Below are 15,563 nucleotides of genomic sequence, written 5' to 3' on the forward strand. Positions count from 1 at the left end.
CGATTGGTGAAACCGCCAGAATTTTTTCATGCAAATGAGCTGGTGGCCGTGATGACCACCCAGCCGCTGGGCCGTGCGCTGGATTACAAAGCGCCCGAAGGCGGCTGCCATATGGGTGCCTTCGTCGAGGTGCCTTTGGGTCCGCGCAAAGTGATCGGTGTTGTCTGGGGCGCTGGGCAGGGGGATTACGAGCTGTCCAAGATACGGTCGGTGATCCGCGTGCTCGATGCGGCCCCCATGCGCAAAGAACTGCGCAGTTTTCTGACCCGTGCCGCCGCATATACGCTGACGCCGATGCCCGCGATGTTGCGGCTGGCGACGCGTGCGCCGGGGCTGGGCGACCCGCCGTCGATGCGCAAGATTTACCGGCGCGGCGAGGGGGAGCCTGACCGGATGACCGACGCGCGGCGTCGCGTGTTGGACACTCTGGCGGAGTATGGCGACCTTTCGTTCACGCTCAAGGAACTGGCCGAGATGTCGGGGGTGACGGCGTCGGTGATCAAGGGGTTGGTGACCCAGGGCGCAGTGCTGGAACAGGACAGCCCGCGCGATTTGCCGTTCATGCGCATGGACCCGAGCTTGCCCAGCAAAGAATTGACGGATGATCAGGCCTCCGCCTCGGCGCTGCTGGCGGCGGGGGTGGCCTCGGGCACATATGGCACCACCTTGCTGCGGGGTGTGACCGGATCGGGCAAGACCGAAGTCTATCTGGAGGCCGTGGCCGCCGCGCTGAAATCCGGCAGGCAGGCTTTGGTGCTGCTGCCGGAAATCGCGCTGACCGAACAGTTCTTGCACCGTGTGCAGGCGCGGTTTGGCGCAAAGCCTGCGGAATGGCATTCGGGTGCCACCATGACAGAGCGGCGTCGCATCTGGAAAATGGTCGGGCAGGGACAGGCTCAGGTGGTGATCGGTGCGAGGTCGGCGCTGTTTCTGCCGTTCCAGAACCTTGGTCTGATCGTCGTCGACGAGGAACATGACACCTCGTACAAGCAGGAAGAAGGCGTGCTGTATAACGCCCGTGACATGGCCGTGCTGCGGGCGTCCATCTGCGGGGCGCAGGTGGTTCTGGCCTCTGCCACACCGTCGTTGGAAAGCTGGGCCAACGCCGAGGCGGGCAAATATACGCGGGTCGAGCTAACATCGCGTTTTGGGCCGGCGGTGATGCCGACGATGGGCGCGATCGACATGCGCAGCGAAGGCCTGCCGAGCGATAAATGGGTGTCGCCCACGTTGAAGGTCGAGGTCGACAAGCGGCTGGAACGGGGCGAGCAGGCGATGCTGTTCATCAACCGCCGCGGCTATGCGCCGGTGACCCTGTGCCGCGCCTGCGGGCATCAGATCGGCTGCGATCACTGCGATGCGCGGATGGTCGAACACCGCTACCTCAAACGGCTGGTCTGCCACCAATGCGGCGAAAGCAAGCCCATGCCCGAGGTCTGCCCCTCGTGCGAGGTCGAAGGCAAGCTGGCTGCCGTGGGGCCGGGGGTGGAACGTCTGGGTGAAGAAGCCGCCGCCCTTTGGCCCGAGGCGCGGGTCGCGACGCTAAGCTCGGACATGTACGGTTCGGCCCGCGCGCTCAAGGCCGAGATTGCAGGGATCGCCGACGGGGCGGCGGATATCATCATCGGTACGCAGCTGGTTGCGAAGGGGCACAATTTTCCCAACCTCACGCTGGTGGGGGTCATCGACGCGGATCTGGGGCTGATGGGATCGGACCTGCGCGCGGCAGAACGAACCTATCAGTTGATGCGGCAGGTGGCGGGGCGCGCCGGACGGGCCGAGGCTCCGGGCACCGCGCTGTTGCAGACCTTTCAGCCGGATCACCCGGTGATCCGCGCCATTCTGGCAGGGGATGAGGAGGGGTTCTGGAAAGCCGAAGCCGGAGAGCGCCGCCACGCCGGCGTGCCGCCCTATGGCCGGATGGCGGGCATCATCCTGAGCGGCCCCGATGTGGCCGCGCTGTTTGATGCGGGCAACCAGCTGGCGCGACAGGATGCGCCGCTGCGGGCCGTCGGCGCGCAGGTCTATGGGCCCGCGCCCGCGCCAATCGCACGGGTGCGCGGGCGCCATCGGGTGCGGCTGTTGATCAAGGCCGAAAAGGCCGCCCCCTTGCAAGAGGCATTGGCGAAATGGGTCGCACAGCTGCGGTTGAAGAATGATGTGCGCATCGCCGTCGATATTGACCCGCAGAGTTTTTATTAGCGGTGCGACGCGCTTGCCCCTGTGGGGCAAGGGCCTTCGGCGAGGATTTTGGGCCATTTGGAAGCTGCGGTTGCGCGGAGCATGCGCGTGAGGCGGGTGATTTGATCTCGTCAAGGGGCAGGAACGGGGGTAAGGAATTGCCCATGACCCAATATGTGACCCTTGAAGATGCCAAGCATCAACCGTTCTGGCGCCGCCCCGTGGCGCTGCTGTTCCTGATGGCGCTGGCGATGCCCATTGCCTTCAACACATGGTCGGCGCTGCTGAATAACTTTGTGATCGAGGTCGCCGGGTTCGACGGATCAGACATCGGGTTGCTGCATACGGTGCGCGAGATACCGGGCTTTCTGGCGGTCGGCGTGATCGCGATTATCCTGTTCGTGCGCGAACAGGTATTGGGGTTGGTGTCGCTGGTGCTGCTGGGGGTGGCGACGGCGCTGACCGCGTGGTTCCCGTCGATGGGCGGTATCCTGACGATCACCATGCTCAGCTCTATCGGGTTTCACTATTACGAGACGGTGAACCAGTCGCTGCAGCTGCAGTGGCTCAAGATCGAGGACGCGCCGCGCATGATTGGCTGGCTGATGGCAGCGGGGTCGGCGGCGACGCTGGTCGCCTATCTGGCGATCATGGCGCTATGGGATACCTTGTCGCTGTCCTATAACATCGTTTATCTGATTGGCGGCGGGGTGACGGCGGTGATCGCGCTGGTCGCGTTGCTGGCCTATCCGCAGTTCGAGGCCCCGACACCGCAGGTCAAGAAGATGGTGCTGCGCAAGCGGTACTGGCTGTATTATGCGCTGCAATTCATGTCTGGCGCGCGGCGGCAGATCTTTGTCGTTTTTGCGGGCTTCATGATGGTCGAACGCTTTGGCTTTGATGTGCATGAAATCACCCTGCTCTATCTGATCAACCTGATCGCCAATATGATCTTTGCCCCGCTGATGGGCCGTGCAGTCGGCTTCTTTGGCGAACGCCGCACGTTGAGCTTTGAATACGTCGGGTTGATCATCGTGTTTCTGGCCTATGGCGGCGTCTATTATCTGGGCTGGGGCGTGGTGGTGGCCGCGACGCTTTATGTGCTGGATCACATGTTCTTTGCGCTGGCGCTTGCGCTCAAGACCTATTTCCAGAAGATCGCCGACCCTGCCGACATCGCGCCCACGGCGGCGGTGGCCTTTACCATCAACCATATCGCGGCGGTGTTCCTGCCTGTGGGGCTGGGGCTGCTGTGGCTGATCTCGCCCGCGGCGGTCTTTTTCCTTGCGGCGGGGATGGCGCTGGTGTCGCTGTTGCTGTCGCTGATGATCCCGCGCCATCCCGTGCCGGGCCACGAGACGATCTTTTCCAATCCACTGCCGGCCCCGGCCGAGTAGCATCCCCTGACACAGCCGGATGCCGCGCGGCGATATCGGCGATCCTGACGGAGTTTCCCATGCCAACATTCACAGCTTTGACGACCCTTGAAGGACGCAAGCCCGCCTATGCTTTGGGCGAGGCGATGGAGCGGCTGGTGCCAGAACCCACCGGTGTCGGCGTTTTCGAGATGGAAGACGGCTCGGGCCTGTGGGAAGTCGGCGGCTATTTCGAGGAACGCCCGGATGAGACGGCGCTGGCGGTGTTGGCGGCCTCTATGGGGGCGAAGGAATTTGTCGTGTCAGAGCTGCCGGAAACCGATTGGGTCGCCCATGTGCGCCGCGAGCTGTCGCCGGTCGAAGCGGGGCGGTTTTTTGTTTACGGCAGCCATGACGCGGACAAGGTGCCCGAAGACTGCGAGCCGCTGTTGATCGAGGCGGCAATGGCCTTTGGCACCGGGCACCACGGCACCACATTAGGCTGCTTGCGCGCGTTGGACCGGTTGGCGAACGGCGGCATGGTCGGGCAGAACGTGGCAGATATCGGCTGCGGTACAGCGGTGCTGGCGATGGCGGCGGCGCGCATCTGGCCGAACCCCGTTTTGGCCAGCGACATCGACGAGGTTGCCGTCGACGTGGCCCGCGCCAATGCGGCCGCGAATAATCTGGCCGACCGTTTGATCTGCGTCGAGGCCGCGGGGTTTGACCATCCCGAACTGGCATCGCGCGCGCCCTTCGATCTGGTATTCGCCAACATCCTGAAAGGGCCGCTGGTCGCACTTGCCCCCGATATGGCCGAGGCGCTGGCCCCCGAGGGCTATGCGATTCTATCTGGCATTTTAAACGAACAGGCGGATGACGTGATCGAGGTTTATGCGCAATCCGGCATCAATCTTGTGAACCGAGAGGTGATTGGTGACTGGACCACGTTGACTGTCCAGAAAATGCCATAATCTTTGTCACTTTTCGCCACGAACAAGGTCGAAATGCAGAGAATTTGACACATTCTTGCTTTATTATGATCTTGCGAGAGGTGGGGGCCTTTAGCGACTAGAGGCTGCCATGGTTGATGCTCGTCAACAATTTGGGACACGCGTAAAGAGTTTAGAGAGTAAGAACGTCAAGCTCGCGCGGGGCTATTACACCACCATCCGCGCTGACGGGCTGGTTGTCGCGCGGCCGGCGCGGCGCAGCCTGCGGGTGCCGACCAAATTACTGGTCGCGTTGGTGGTCCTGTTCGTCTGCTTCAAAGGGTTCGTTCTGGCGGCGATTGGCCCCACGGCCTATGACAGCAGGCTGGACAGTTTGGCGCAGGGCACCGTGATCGAGCAGGCGGGGGCTTGGGTTTTGCAGGTCGATCCGGTGACGCAAACGCTTGCCCGTAAGCTGGGGCCGGTCTTTCGCGGATAGGGACGCTGCGGGACGGTGGCCTGCACCGTCATATTTCACTGTCGTAGAATAAATGAAGCCACGCAGATCATTCAGATGTGCGTGGCTTGTGCTTTGGGTTGGCAGCCCCTTGGGCGCTATGAAACATCGACCCTTAGCGGATGAAGTGGTTCATTGCGACGCGTTCGATGTCGCCACGGACCAGACCGATATCGTCGAGTTCACGGTCGGACAGCGCGGACAGGGCGTTGCGTGTGACACGTGCGTCGTTCCATTTGATGATGCTGCCGACAACGTCGCCAAGATGCGCGAAAAAGCGGTTAACAGCAGCGGCGGTGCCGTAGGTGGTTGGGGTATTATAGTAAACAGCCATTGGAGCCATCCTTGAATAAAGAAAAGCCGGATAATCCGGCGGTGCGCTGTGCAATTAGGCAGAATGAAAACACTTCACAACACACACCGGCGCATGTGTGTTCTGCGTTTGCTGCATAGCAGCATTTGGCGGTTTAGCGCCTATGGATAAGGGGTTTTCCGCTATTGGCGCGGGGGTCGTTTTCAGCGTCTTGAGCGTCGTAACCCGCCCCGAAATTCAGGTTGCAGGTTGAATTGTGACTTTTGTGTGGCGCGGTGCAAAAACCTTGGTGGATGTTCGCGTTTCGTGCTACTGCCTTGGAAAAAGAAAATTCTTGAGGATAATGGGCATATGATACGGGTAATCGGCATTGATCCGGGCTTGCGCAATATGGGCTGGGGCGTCATCGACGTGGCCGGCAGCCGCATCACGCATGTGGCGAACGGCATTTGTCAGTCCGAGGGGGCCGATCTTGCCACGCGTCTTTTGTCTCTTCATGCGCAGTTGACGCGCATCATGGTGACCTGTCGACCCGATGCCGCAGCGGTGGAACAGACTTTTGTGAACAAGGACGGTGCCGGGACGCTCAAGCTGGGGCAGGCGCGGGGGATCGCGATGCTGGTGCCTGCGCAGGCGGGGCTGGCGGTGGGTGAATATGCACCCAATACGGTCAAGAAAACGGTTGTTGGCGTGGGCCACGCGGATAAGGGGCAGGTGCTTCATATGGTACGCATGCAATTGCCGGGGGCAGAGATTGCCGGCCCCGATGCCGCGGATGCCTTGGCGATCGCCATCTGTCACGCGCATCACGGGGGGGCCTCGACCTTGGCGCAGGCCGTCGCAAGGGCAAGCGCATGATTGGCAAGATCACAGGACGCATTGATTATCGTGCGCCGGATCATCTGCTGATCGACGTGCGTGGTGTTGGTTATCTGGTCTATTGCTCTGACCGGACGATGGCCGCGCTGCCCGGCGTGGGCGAGGTGGTGGCGCTTTTCACCGATCTGGTGGTGCGCGAAGACCTGATGCAGCTTTTCGGCTTTCAGACATTGGCGGAAAAGGAATGGCACCGGCTGCTGACCTCTGTTCAGGGGGTGGGGGCCAAGGCCTCGCTGGCCATTCTGGGTGCGCTTGGGCCAGATGGTGTCAGCCGCGCTATCGCGCTTGGCGACTGGAACGCGGTCAAAGTGGCCAAGGGCGTCGGCCCGAAGATCGCGCAGCGCGTGGTGCTGGACCTCAAGGATAAGGCGCCGGGGGTGATGGCGATGACCGGTTCGCTGGCCGAGGCGCATGGCGAGGTCGAAGCCACAGCAGAGGTGATCGAAACCGCTGCCCCCAAACGCCGCCCCGTGGCCCCGCCGAACCAGTCCGCGCAGGCCGAGGCGCTGTCGGCGCTTGGCAACCTCGGCTATGGTCCGGGTGATGCGGCAGGGGCCGTGGCGCAAGCCGCCGGAGAGATGCCAGAGGCCGATACCCCGCAGTTGATCCGCGCGGCGTTGAAACTGCTTGCCCCCAAAGGATAGGATGCGCATAGCCGCGTGGCCGTCCGTATGAACCTTGCTTGGATATTTGATGATCGACAGTGACCCAACTTTGCGGCCGGACCCGCAGCCCGGTGATATAGACCGCGCCCTGCGCCCGCAGATGCTGGACGAATTCGTCGGTCAGGCCGAGGCGCGGGCCAACCTCAAGGTGTTCATCCAATCCGCCAAGCAGCGGGGCGAGGCGATGGACCACACGCTGTTCCATGGCCCGCCCGGATTGGGGAAGACCACGCTGGCGCAGATCATGGCGCGCGAGCTGGGGGTCGGGTTCCGCATGACCTCTGGCCCTGTGCTGGCAAAGGCGGGCGATCTGGCGGCGATCCTGACCAACCTCGAAGCCCGCGATGTGTTGTTCATCGATGAAATCCACCGTCTGAACCCAGCCGTGGAAGAGGTGCTGTATCCCGCGTTGGAAGACTTTGAACTGGACCTCGTGATCGGCGAAGGCCCCGCCGCGCGCACCGTGCGCATCGAATTGCAGCCCTTCACGCTGGTGGGCGCGACAACGCGCATGGGGCTGCTGACCACGCCGCTGCGCGACCGTTTCGGCATCCCGACGCGTTTGCAGTTCTATACCGAGGATGAGTTATTCATCATCGTCGATCGCAATGCCCGCAAGCTGGGGGCCCCCGCCGATGAGGGGGGCGCACGCGAGATCGCCAAGCGCGCCCGTGGCACCCCGCGTATTGCGGGCCGTCTACTGCGGCGCGTTGTGGATTTCGCCTTGGTCGAAGGCGACGGCCGCGTGACCCGCGCGCTGGCGGATATGGCGCTGACCCGTCTTGGTGTCGACAAGCTGGGGCTGGACGGGGCCGACCGCCGCTATCTGCGTCTGATCGCCGAGAATTATCAGGGCGGACCGGTCGGGATCGAAACAATGTCGGCGGCGCTGTCTGAATCCCGTGATGCGCTGGAAGAGGTGATCGAGCCTTACCTGCTGCAGCAAGGGCTGATCCAGCGCACGCCGCGGGGACGGATGCTGGCGCAGAAAGCCTGGACGCATCTGGGGATGGCACCGCCCAAACCCCAAAGCGATTTGTTTGGCTGAGGGCGGGGAAGCCTTCGGCGAGGATTTAAGACCATTTGGAAGTTGAGATGACACCACAAGAGATCGAAGCGCTGTTTACCCGAAGCGACGACAGCTATGCCTTTGCCCGTTGGGGCCGCCCGTTGGCTCCTGTGGTCTTTGGCGTGGATGATGCGACGCTGACCGTGGTCAAAAGCGCGATCGAGGCGGTCTGTCAGTTGGCGGGGCACAGCATGTCAGAGACCGACCCCGAGCTTGGCAGCAATCTGATGATGTTCTTTTTCAAGGATTGGGCAGAGCTGTTGGAGGTGCCCGATCTGCACCGCCTGGTGCCTGATCTTGCCCCGCTGGTGGAAAAGCTGGATGCGGCGGGGGCCAATCAGTATCGTCTGTTCCGCTTTGACGAGACAGGCGCCATCAAGGCATGTTTCGTCTTCCTGCGCATGGACGAGCAGCTGAGCGCGATGCCCGCGCAGGCCCTGGCACTGGGGCAGATCGTGCAGTCTTTCTTGCTATGGTCTGATACTGCGTTCCGCGAGGTGTCGCCACTTGCTCTGCACGAGGGGGCGACGATCCTGAAGCCAGAGGTGGCGGCGCTGTTGCGTGCGGCCTATGACCCCGTGATGCCCGTGGCAGCGCAGGACCCGTCTCATGCACTGCGTTTGTTCGCGCGGGTGGGGGCGGCGCAATGACCCATCATCTGCCGATCCGCGTTTACTATGAAGACACCGATATGGCGGGGATCGTCTATTACGCGAATTACCTGCGCTATATCGAACGGGCGCGCAGTGACTGGGTGCGCGAGATGGGAATTGATCAGCTGGCCATGAAGGCCGAAGGCGTGGTCTTTGCCGTGCGGCGGGTAGAGGCGGATTACATCCAGCCTGCGGTATTCGACGATATGCTTGATGTAGAGACATGGGCCACGTCGATCACGCCGGCCCGCATGGTGATGCAGCAAGAGGTCAAACGCGGCGATACGGTTCTGTTTCGGGCGGTGGTCACGATTGTTTGTATCGCGGCGTCAGGTAAACCCTGCCGATTGCCAGCGAAACTTCGCTCAATCCCCGTTTAGCAGGCGGATTGGCCCCATAATCCTAGCAATAGATATTGCACTCGGCTAAGCTTGTGCCAAATAGCGCCTTGGAAAACAGGGCCGTTGAGGCAGATGAAGCCCCTTTTGGGCGCAACAAAAAGAGCAGAACCGATGGAAGCAGAAACGCTGGCGGCGGCAAGCGAGATTGATTTCTCGCTCTTGGGTCTATTTCTCCGCGCAACGATTACCGTAAAACTCGTGATGATCATGCTGATCGTCGCGTCCTTCTGGTCTTGGTCGATCATCATTCAGAAGATGATCCAGTACCGCCATGCCAAAGCCGAGGCAGAGCGGTTTGACCAGGCATTCTGGTCGGGCGAGCCGTTGGACGGGTTGTATGACACGATCGGGCCGGATCCGGATGGGGCCGCAGAAAAAATTTTCGCCGCCGGAATGACGGAATGGCGTCGGTCGCATCGCGAGGATGGCGGGCTGATCCCCGGTGCCACCGCGCGGATCGACCGCAGCATGGATGTGGCGATTGCCAAAGAGGCAGAGCGTCTGCAAAAGGGCTTGCCCGTGCTAGCGACCACCGGGTCCACCGCGCCATTTATCGGTCTGTTCGGGACCGTGTTCGGGATCATGAACTCTTTCATCGAGATCGCGGCCCAGCAAAACACCAGCCTCGTCGTCGTCGCCCCCGGTATTGCCGAGGCGCTTTTGGCCACGGGCATCGGCCTTCTGGCGGCTATTCCCGCGGTTATCTTCTATAACAAGCTGAGCGCGGATTCTGATCGTATTTTGGGCGGCTACGAAGCCTTTGCTGATGAATTCGCCACCATCCTTAGCCGTCAGCTGGATAGCTGAGCCATGGCAGGTGGGGTGATGAAAAAGCAGGGCGGGGGTGGCCGTGGCCGCCGTCGCGGCCGTGCGCAGCCGATGGCAGAGATCAACATCACGCCGTTCGTTGACGTGATGCTGGTGCTCTTGATCATCTTTATGGTCGCGGCACCTTTGCTGACCGTTGGCGTGCCGGTCGAGCTGCCCAAAACAGCGGCCACCGCCCTGCCGTCCGAGCAGGAGGAGCCGTTGACCGTGACCGTTCTGGCGGACGGGTCCGTGCAGATCCAGAAGACAGAAACCGGGCGTGATGATCTGGTTGCCAAGCTGCGTGCGATTTCGGCAGAGCGTGCGAGCGACCGTGTGTTCCTGCGTGCGGATGGGGCTGTGCCCTATGCCTCGATCATGGAAGTCATGGGGGCGCTGAACGCAGGTGGCTTTAGCAACATTGGTCTGGTGACTGAAACCGGCGGGCCGAAGTTGGACGGCACAGGCGCGTCAGGCGGGTAACCATGCACAAGGGGCATTACATCTCTGGCGCGGGTCACTTGGGGCTCATCGGCTGGCTATTGCTGGGGAATATCTTTACCTCGCACAGCGACCCTGTCGAGATGCAGGAGGTGTCGGTCATCTCTGCCGCGCAATATGACGAGATGGTCGCCGCGGCGCAATCCGCGCAGGCGGAGGCCGCAGCGCAGCCCGAGCCTGCCCCGGAACCTGCACCCGAACCGGAACCGACCCCTGAGCCTGCGCCGGAGCCCGAGCCCGCCCCGGAACCCGAGCCTGTGCCAGAGCCTGAACCCATCGCACCGCCCCCCTCGGAGGACGTAAGCGATCAGGCCCCCGAGCTGCCCGAGCCGCCTGCCGATGTCGCCGTTCTGACGCCAGAGGAAGCACCCGTCGCCGTGCCGCGCCCTGTAGAGCGTGTGGCACCCGAACCCGTAGAGGCCCCGGATCCCGAGGCGCGCACCGATGATGTGCTGCGCGAGGCCGCGACACCGGATGCGCCGGCGGAGAAGGTCGTGGAAGAGGCACAGGAAGCCACCGCCCCCGAAGAGGCGACGACGCAGATTGTGACCGAAGCAACGGAAGCGCCCAAAGCGTCGCCGACCCAATCCGCACGTCCTCCGGCCCGCCGCCCCACACCTCCTGCGCCGCAGGTGGCAGAGGCACCCGCCGAGACGCCGAAACCCGAAGCGCCAAAGCCCGCCACACCGAAGCCGGAAACTCCCAAGCCAGAGGCCCCCAAGCCGACGCCTGAGCCGACAACGGATAAGGACGCCGTGGCAGCCGCGCTCGCCGAAGCCATGGGAGAGACCGACGCGCCTGCAACGCCGGCGGCACCCTCTGGCCCGCCATTGTCGGCTGGCGAGAAAGAATCGCTGCGCGTGGCGGTATCGTCGTGCTGGAACGTGGGGTCCCTTTCCTCCGAGGCATTGCGCACTACTGTAGTGGTGAGTGTCGCAATGAACCAAGATGGCACGCCACAGACCAATTCGATCAAGATGACCAGCAGTTCGGGCGGATCACAGGGGGCTGCCAATCAGGCGTTCGAGGCCGCACGGCGGGCAATTATCCGCTGCGGCGCGCGCGGGTATCAGCTTCCTGTAGAAAAATTCGGTCAATGGCAGAATATTGAGATGACCTTTAATCCTGAAAGGATGCGCATCAAATGATTGTACGAATTCTGAGCCTCTGTCTCGCGCTTATCGGCGGTGTTGCCTCGGTCGCGCAGGCGCAGGATGGACCATTGCGGATCGAGATTACCGAAGGTGTGATTGAACCCTTGCCCTTTGCTGTGCCCAGCTTTCAGCCCGAAAGCGGGGACGCGGGGCAGATGGCCGTTGATCTGGCGCGGGTCGTGTCCGAAGATCTTGTCGGCTCTGGTCTGTTCCGTGAAGTACCGGCGAGCGCCTATATCTCGACCGTAAGCGATTTTAACGCGCCGATCCAATATGCTGACTGGAAGGCGATCAACGCGCAGGCGCTGATCACCGGTGCCGTCAGTGTCTCGGGCAATACGTTGAACGTGAAGTTCCGTCTGTATGACGTGTTTTCGGGCGCTGAACTGGGGTCGGGTTTGCAGTTTTCGGGAACGGTCGATGGCTGGCGTCGCATGGCGCATAAGGTGGCGGATGCCGTCTATTCGCGTATCACGGGCGAAGGGGGCTATTTCGACAGCCGCGTCGTCTATGTCTCTGAAACGGGGCCCAAGGACGACCGCGCGAAACGGCTGGCTGTGATGGATTATGACGGGGCCAATGTACGCTATCTGACCGACAGCTCGTCGATCGTGCTGGCACCGCGGTTCTCGCCCTCGGGGGATCGTATTCTTTACACCAGCTACGAAAGCGGCTTCCCGCGGATCTATGTGCTCGACATCGGGTCGGTTCAGCGTCGCGTGCTGGAAAGCGCCGAAGGCACCATGAGCTTTGCGCCGCGGTTCTCTCCGTCCGGCAATACGGTTGTCTATTCGCTGACCCAAGGTGGGAACACGGATATCTACACGATGGATATCAACACCGGCCAGTCGACACGGCTGACCAATACGCCCGCAATTGAAACCGCGCCCAGCTATTCGCCGGACGGCAGCCGGATCGTTTTCGAAAGCGACCGTTCGGGGTCGCAGCAGCTCTATATCATGCCAGCGACCGGCGGCGAGGCGACACGGATCTCGTTCGGCGAAGGGCGCTATGGCACGCCGGTCTGGTCGCCGCGCGGCGATCTGGTGGCCTTTACCAAGCAGAACAAGGGCCGGTTCCACATCGGCGTGATGCGGCTGGACGGGTCGGAAGAACGTCTGCTGACCGCGTCGTTCCTGGATGAAGGCCCCACATGGGCCCCCAACGGCCGCGTCATCATGTTCGCGCGGGAAACCCAAGGGGCAGGCGGGGCGTCGTCGCTGTATTCGGTCGATATCTCGGGCCGGAACCTCAAGCCTGTGCGCACCCAAGAGGGCGGATCGGATCCGTCTTGGTCGCCGCTTCAGAAGTAAACAACAGCCATAGTGCCTTGGTGTTTCCCAATACCAAGGCACTATGGTAACACCGTCACAACAGACACATTAAAATGCTATCGTCAAAAAGGCACAGTCCATGAACCGCATTCTCACCGCAACTCTATTGATCGCAGCCCTGGCCGTATCGGCTTGTACCAACCCTGACCGCTTTGGCGCGGACGGCATGAATAACGGTGCCGCGAATGGCGCAGGCCTGAACGGGGGCATTATCCCCGGCAGCGCGAACGACCCGGCTTCTACGGCATATTTCCAGCAAGCCGTTGGGGATCGCGTGCTGTTCCTGGTTGACCAATCCAACCTGACCCCCGAAGGCCAAGCGACGCTGGACGGTCAGGCAGCCTGGTTGAACACCAACACCGATTACCAAGCCGTGATCGAAGGTCACGCGGACGAGCAGGGCACACGGGAATACAACCTTGCGCTTGGCGCACGCCGCGCCAATGCCGCGCGCGAATATTTGATCTCGCGCGGGATCGCCGCCAGCCGTCTTCGCGTTGTAAGCTATGGTAAGGAACGCCCGATCGAAGTCTGTTCGAGCGAGGCATGCTATGCCAAGAACCGTCGGGCCGTGACCGTACTTGCGGGCGGTCTGACCAGCTAAGTCGTCTACGTTAGGTTAGGATTTTAATATGCGGTTTGCTTTGATTGTAGCGCTTGGACTGGCCTTTGGGCCGGTCGCGGCGCAGGCGCAGGATGCGCAGACTTTGGCGGATGTGCGTCAGGAACTGACGGTACTGAACGTCGAGGTGCAAAAGCTGCGCCGGGAACTGTCCACCACGGGCGGCGCGAGCGTTGCCGTGACCGGTGGGTCGGTGCTTGAGCGCGTCAATGCAATGGAAAGCGAACTGCAGCGCCTGACCTCTAAAACCGAAGAGCTGGAAAACCGGATCAACCGCGTGGTCACCGATGGGACCAACCGGATCGGTGATCTGGAATTCCGGCTGGTCGAGCTTGAAGGCGGCGATGTGGGCAGCCTCGGCCAGACTTCTACCCTTGGCGGGGGCGAGATGCCCGCGACCATGGCACCCGCCACGCCCGTGCCCGCACCAGCGGACCCGTTGGCCAATACCTCTACCCCCACCAATACCGCAGAACTTGCGGTGGGTGAAAAAACAGACTTCGAGCGGGCGAAGGCGGCGCTCGCTGACGGTGACTTTCGCAGCGCCGCAGACCAGTTTGCGACCTTCAATCAGACCTATCCGGGCGGACCGCTAGGCCCCGAAGCCGATCTGCGGCGCGGCGATGCGCTGGACGGTCTGGGGGATACCCGCGAAGCGGCACGCGCCTATCTGGCAAGTTTTAGCGCCGATCCCGCCGGGCCTGTCGCGGCAGAAGCACTTTACCAGCTTGGCAGCTCTTTGGGGGCCTTGGGCCAAACCCAAGAAGCCTGCGTGACCTTGGGCGAAGTCGCATCGCGCTTCCCCACAAGCCCCTTCGTCGCGCAGGCCCAATCCGAACGCAGCGTGCTTGCCTGCCAGTGATCCGATGACCGACCCGCTGGCGCAGAGCATCGCCGCCAGCTTTGACCCCGCGCCGCCGCCCGTATTGGGTGTGGCGGTGTCGGGGGGCGGCGACTCTGTCGCGCTTTTACATCTTCTGAACGACTATGCCCGCAGCCGCGGGATCGCGCTGCGCGCAGCGACCGTGGATCACGGCTTGCGACCCGAGGCCGCCCGCGAAGCCGCGATGGTCGCCGCCCAGTGTCGCGCGCTTGGCGTTCCGCATGACACGTTGAGGTGGACGGGCTGGGACCACAGCGGCAATTTGCAGAACGAGGCCCGCAAGGCGCGTTACCGTTTGTTGGCGGATTGGGCACGGGGGCAGGGCATTGGCGCTGTCTGCATCGGGCATACCGCCGACGATCTGGCAGAGACTTTCGTGATGCGTCTGGGGCGCCGGGCAGGGGTCGACGGGCTATCCGCCATGCCTGCGATTTTCGACCGACATGGCATGCGTTGGCACAGGCCCTTGCTCAACGTTCGCCGCGCCGACCTGCGCGCGCATCTGACGCGTTGCGGGGTGACTTGGGTCGATGATCCCAGCAACGAGGATGACAGCTTTGCGCGGGTGCGCATCCGCAAGGCGCTGGCGGTGCTGACCGATCTGGGCGTTGATTCTGCCGCACTTGCCGATGTCTCGCGCCACCTTGCCGATGCCCGTACAGCGCTTGACGCGCAGATGTTTGCCGCCGCGCGCGCCCATGCTCACGTTCAATACGGTGCCGTGGCGATGGATTGGCAGGCGCTGTGTGGCCTCCCGACAGAGACACGCCGCCGTTTGCTGACCCATACGATCGCCTGGATCAACGGTGCCACCTACGCCCCACGCAGCAGCGCCGTGGCAGAGGTGCTGACGGCGCTTGATGATGCCGGTGCCGCGACCGTGCAGGGGTGCGAGCTGCGGTTAAAACGCGATAAACTGTGGATTTACAGAGAGTTGCAGGCGGTGCGGGCGGTTGCTGCGCCCGCGGATGCACTCTGGGACGGCCGCTGGCGTCTGGAACCTTGCGGCGATGCGCCCGCGCCCAACACGCAAACCACGATCCGTGCCTTGGGCGCTGACGGGCTGCGCAGCTTTGCGGATTGGCGCGATTTGGGCGTGCCGCGCGGTGTCTTGCTGGCCTCTCCGGCGGTGTGGCAGGGCGCGGAACTGGTCGCTGCCCCCCTTGTCGGTCGGTCGCAAAACTGGCAAGCAGTGCTCGAACGCGGCGAAGATGCCTTTTTTGCCGCACATATGACGCATTGAACATGCGCCGATCGTGTCTATCTTACACGCATTGGGCGCTGTGTTTGGTGCCGT

17 protein-coding genes are annotated in these 15,563 nt (G+C 62.4%); 16 read left to right on the plus strand and 1 reads right to left on the minus strand.

Annotated elements, in window-relative coordinates; genetic code table 11:
- The first annotated feature begins 6 nt into the window (after positions 1-6).
- From EE36_RS09270 to EE36_RS09285, 4 genes are all read left to right on the plus strand, one after another.
- Positions 7-2,202 carry a primosomal protein N' gene (locus EE36_RS09270; protein WP_156785530.1) on the plus strand — a complete coding sequence of 732 codons (2,196 nt, stop codon included), beginning with the start codon at positions 7-9 and terminating at the stop codon, positions 2,200-2,202.
- Between the two features lie 143 nt (positions 2,203-2,345).
- Positions 2,346-3,578 carry an MFS transporter gene (locus tag EE36_RS09275; RefSeq protein WP_005851629.1) on the plus strand — a complete coding sequence of 411 codons (1,233 nt, stop codon included), beginning with the start codon at positions 2,346-2,348 and terminating at the stop codon, positions 3,576-3,578.
- A 59-nt stretch (positions 3,579-3,637) separates the two neighbouring features.
- A complete protein-coding gene (locus EE36_RS09280; RefSeq protein WP_005851631.1) occupies positions 3,638-4,510 on the plus strand; it encodes a 50S ribosomal protein L11 methyltransferase in 873 nt (290 codons plus the stop codon).
- Positions 4,511-4,619: 109 nt separating this feature from the next.
- Complete coding sequence (locus EE36_RS09285) at positions 4,620-4,967, plus strand: hypothetical protein (RefSeq protein ID WP_005851633.1); 348 nt, start codon at positions 4,620-4,622, stop codon at positions 4,965-4,967.
- Between the two features lie 133 nt (positions 4,968-5,100).
- Here the strand turns inward: EE36_RS09285 and EE36_RS09290 are convergent, their stop codons facing one another.
- Positions 5,101-5,319 carry a DUF1127 domain-containing protein gene (locus EE36_RS09290; protein WP_005851636.1) on the minus strand — a complete coding sequence of 73 codons (219 nt, stop codon included), beginning with the start codon at positions 5,317-5,319 and terminating at the stop codon, positions 5,101-5,103.
- A 330-nt stretch (positions 5,320-5,649) separates the two neighbouring features.
- Between EE36_RS09290 and ruvC the strand changes: the two genes are divergently transcribed.
- The 12 genes from ruvC to tilS all read left to right on the plus strand — a co-directional run bounded on the left by ruvC (position 5,650) and on the right by tilS (position 15,509).
- Complete coding sequence (ruvC, locus tag EE36_RS09295; RefSeq protein WP_005851638.1) at positions 5,650-6,156, plus strand: crossover junction endodeoxyribonuclease RuvC; 507 nt, start codon at positions 5,650-5,652, stop codon at positions 6,154-6,156.
- Positions 6,153-6,821 carry a Holliday junction branch migration protein RuvA gene (gene ruvA / locus EE36_RS09300; RefSeq protein WP_005851640.1) on the plus strand — a complete coding sequence of 223 codons (669 nt, stop codon included), beginning with the start codon at positions 6,153-6,155 and terminating at the stop codon, positions 6,819-6,821. Before ruvC ends, ruvA begins: the two co-directional genes overlap by 4 nt.
- A 49-nt stretch (positions 6,822-6,870) precedes the next feature.
- On the plus strand, positions 6,871-7,890 hold the full coding sequence (ruvB, locus tag EE36_RS09305) for a Holliday junction branch migration DNA helicase RuvB (protein WP_037965161.1): 1,020 nt from the start codon (positions 6,871-6,873) through the stop codon (positions 7,888-7,890).
- Between the two features lie 47 nt (positions 7,891-7,937).
- Positions 7,938-8,561: a hypothetical protein gene (locus tag EE36_RS09310; RefSeq protein WP_037965041.1), complete on the plus strand. Its 624-nt coding sequence runs from the start codon at positions 7,938-7,940 to the stop codon at positions 8,559-8,561.
- Complete coding sequence (gene ybgC / locus EE36_RS09315; RefSeq protein WP_005851645.1) at positions 8,558-8,944, plus strand: tol-pal system-associated acyl-CoA thioesterase; 387 nt, start codon at positions 8,558-8,560, stop codon at positions 8,942-8,944. The genes EE36_RS09310 and ybgC overlap by 4 nt, the downstream gene beginning before the upstream one ends.
- A 132-nt stretch (positions 8,945-9,076) precedes the next feature.
- Entirely contained in the window at positions 9,077-9,772 is a 696-nt protein-coding gene (gene tolQ, locus EE36_RS09320) for a protein TolQ (RefSeq protein WP_005851646.1), read from the plus strand.
- A gap of 3 nt (positions 9,773-9,775) precedes the next feature.
- The gene (tolR, locus tag EE36_RS09325; protein WP_005851648.1) at positions 9,776-10,255 is read left to right on the plus strand and encodes a protein TolR; all 480 of its coding nucleotides are present in this window, start codon (positions 9,776-9,778) and stop codon (positions 10,253-10,255) included.
- 2 nt (positions 10,256-10,257) lie between these two features.
- Positions 10,258-11,421, plus strand: a complete 1,164-nt coding sequence (locus EE36_RS09330) for a hypothetical protein (protein ID WP_005851650.1) — start codon at positions 10,258-10,260, stop codon at positions 11,419-11,421.
- Positions 11,418-12,740, plus strand: a complete 1,323-nt coding sequence (tolB, locus tag EE36_RS09335; protein ID WP_005851653.1) for a Tol-Pal system beta propeller repeat protein TolB — start codon at positions 11,418-11,420, stop codon at positions 12,738-12,740. Before EE36_RS09330 ends, tolB begins: the two co-directional genes overlap by 4 nt.
- Before the next feature lie 100 nt (positions 12,741-12,840).
- Complete coding sequence (pal, locus tag EE36_RS09340; RefSeq protein ID WP_005851654.1) at positions 12,841-13,365, plus strand: peptidoglycan-associated lipoprotein Pal; 525 nt, start codon at positions 12,841-12,843, stop codon at positions 13,363-13,365.
- Positions 13,366-13,393: 28 nt separating this feature from the next.
- Positions 13,394-14,245: a tol-pal system protein YbgF gene (ybgF, locus tag EE36_RS09345; RefSeq protein WP_005851655.1), complete on the plus strand. Its 852-nt coding sequence runs from the start codon at positions 13,394-13,396 to the stop codon at positions 14,243-14,245.
- Complete coding sequence (gene tilS / locus EE36_RS09350) at positions 14,232-15,509, plus strand: tRNA lysidine(34) synthetase TilS (RefSeq protein ID WP_254655567.1); 1,278 nt, start codon at positions 14,232-14,234, stop codon at positions 15,507-15,509. The genes ybgF and tilS overlap by 14 nt, the downstream gene beginning before the upstream one ends.
- The last annotated feature ends 54 nt before the right edge of the window (positions 15,510-15,563 follow it).

Source organism: Sulfitobacter sp. EE-36 (assembly GCF_000152605.1).
Classification (GTDB): domain Bacteria; phylum Pseudomonadota; class Alphaproteobacteria; order Rhodobacterales; family Rhodobacteraceae; genus Sulfitobacter; species Sulfitobacter pontiacus.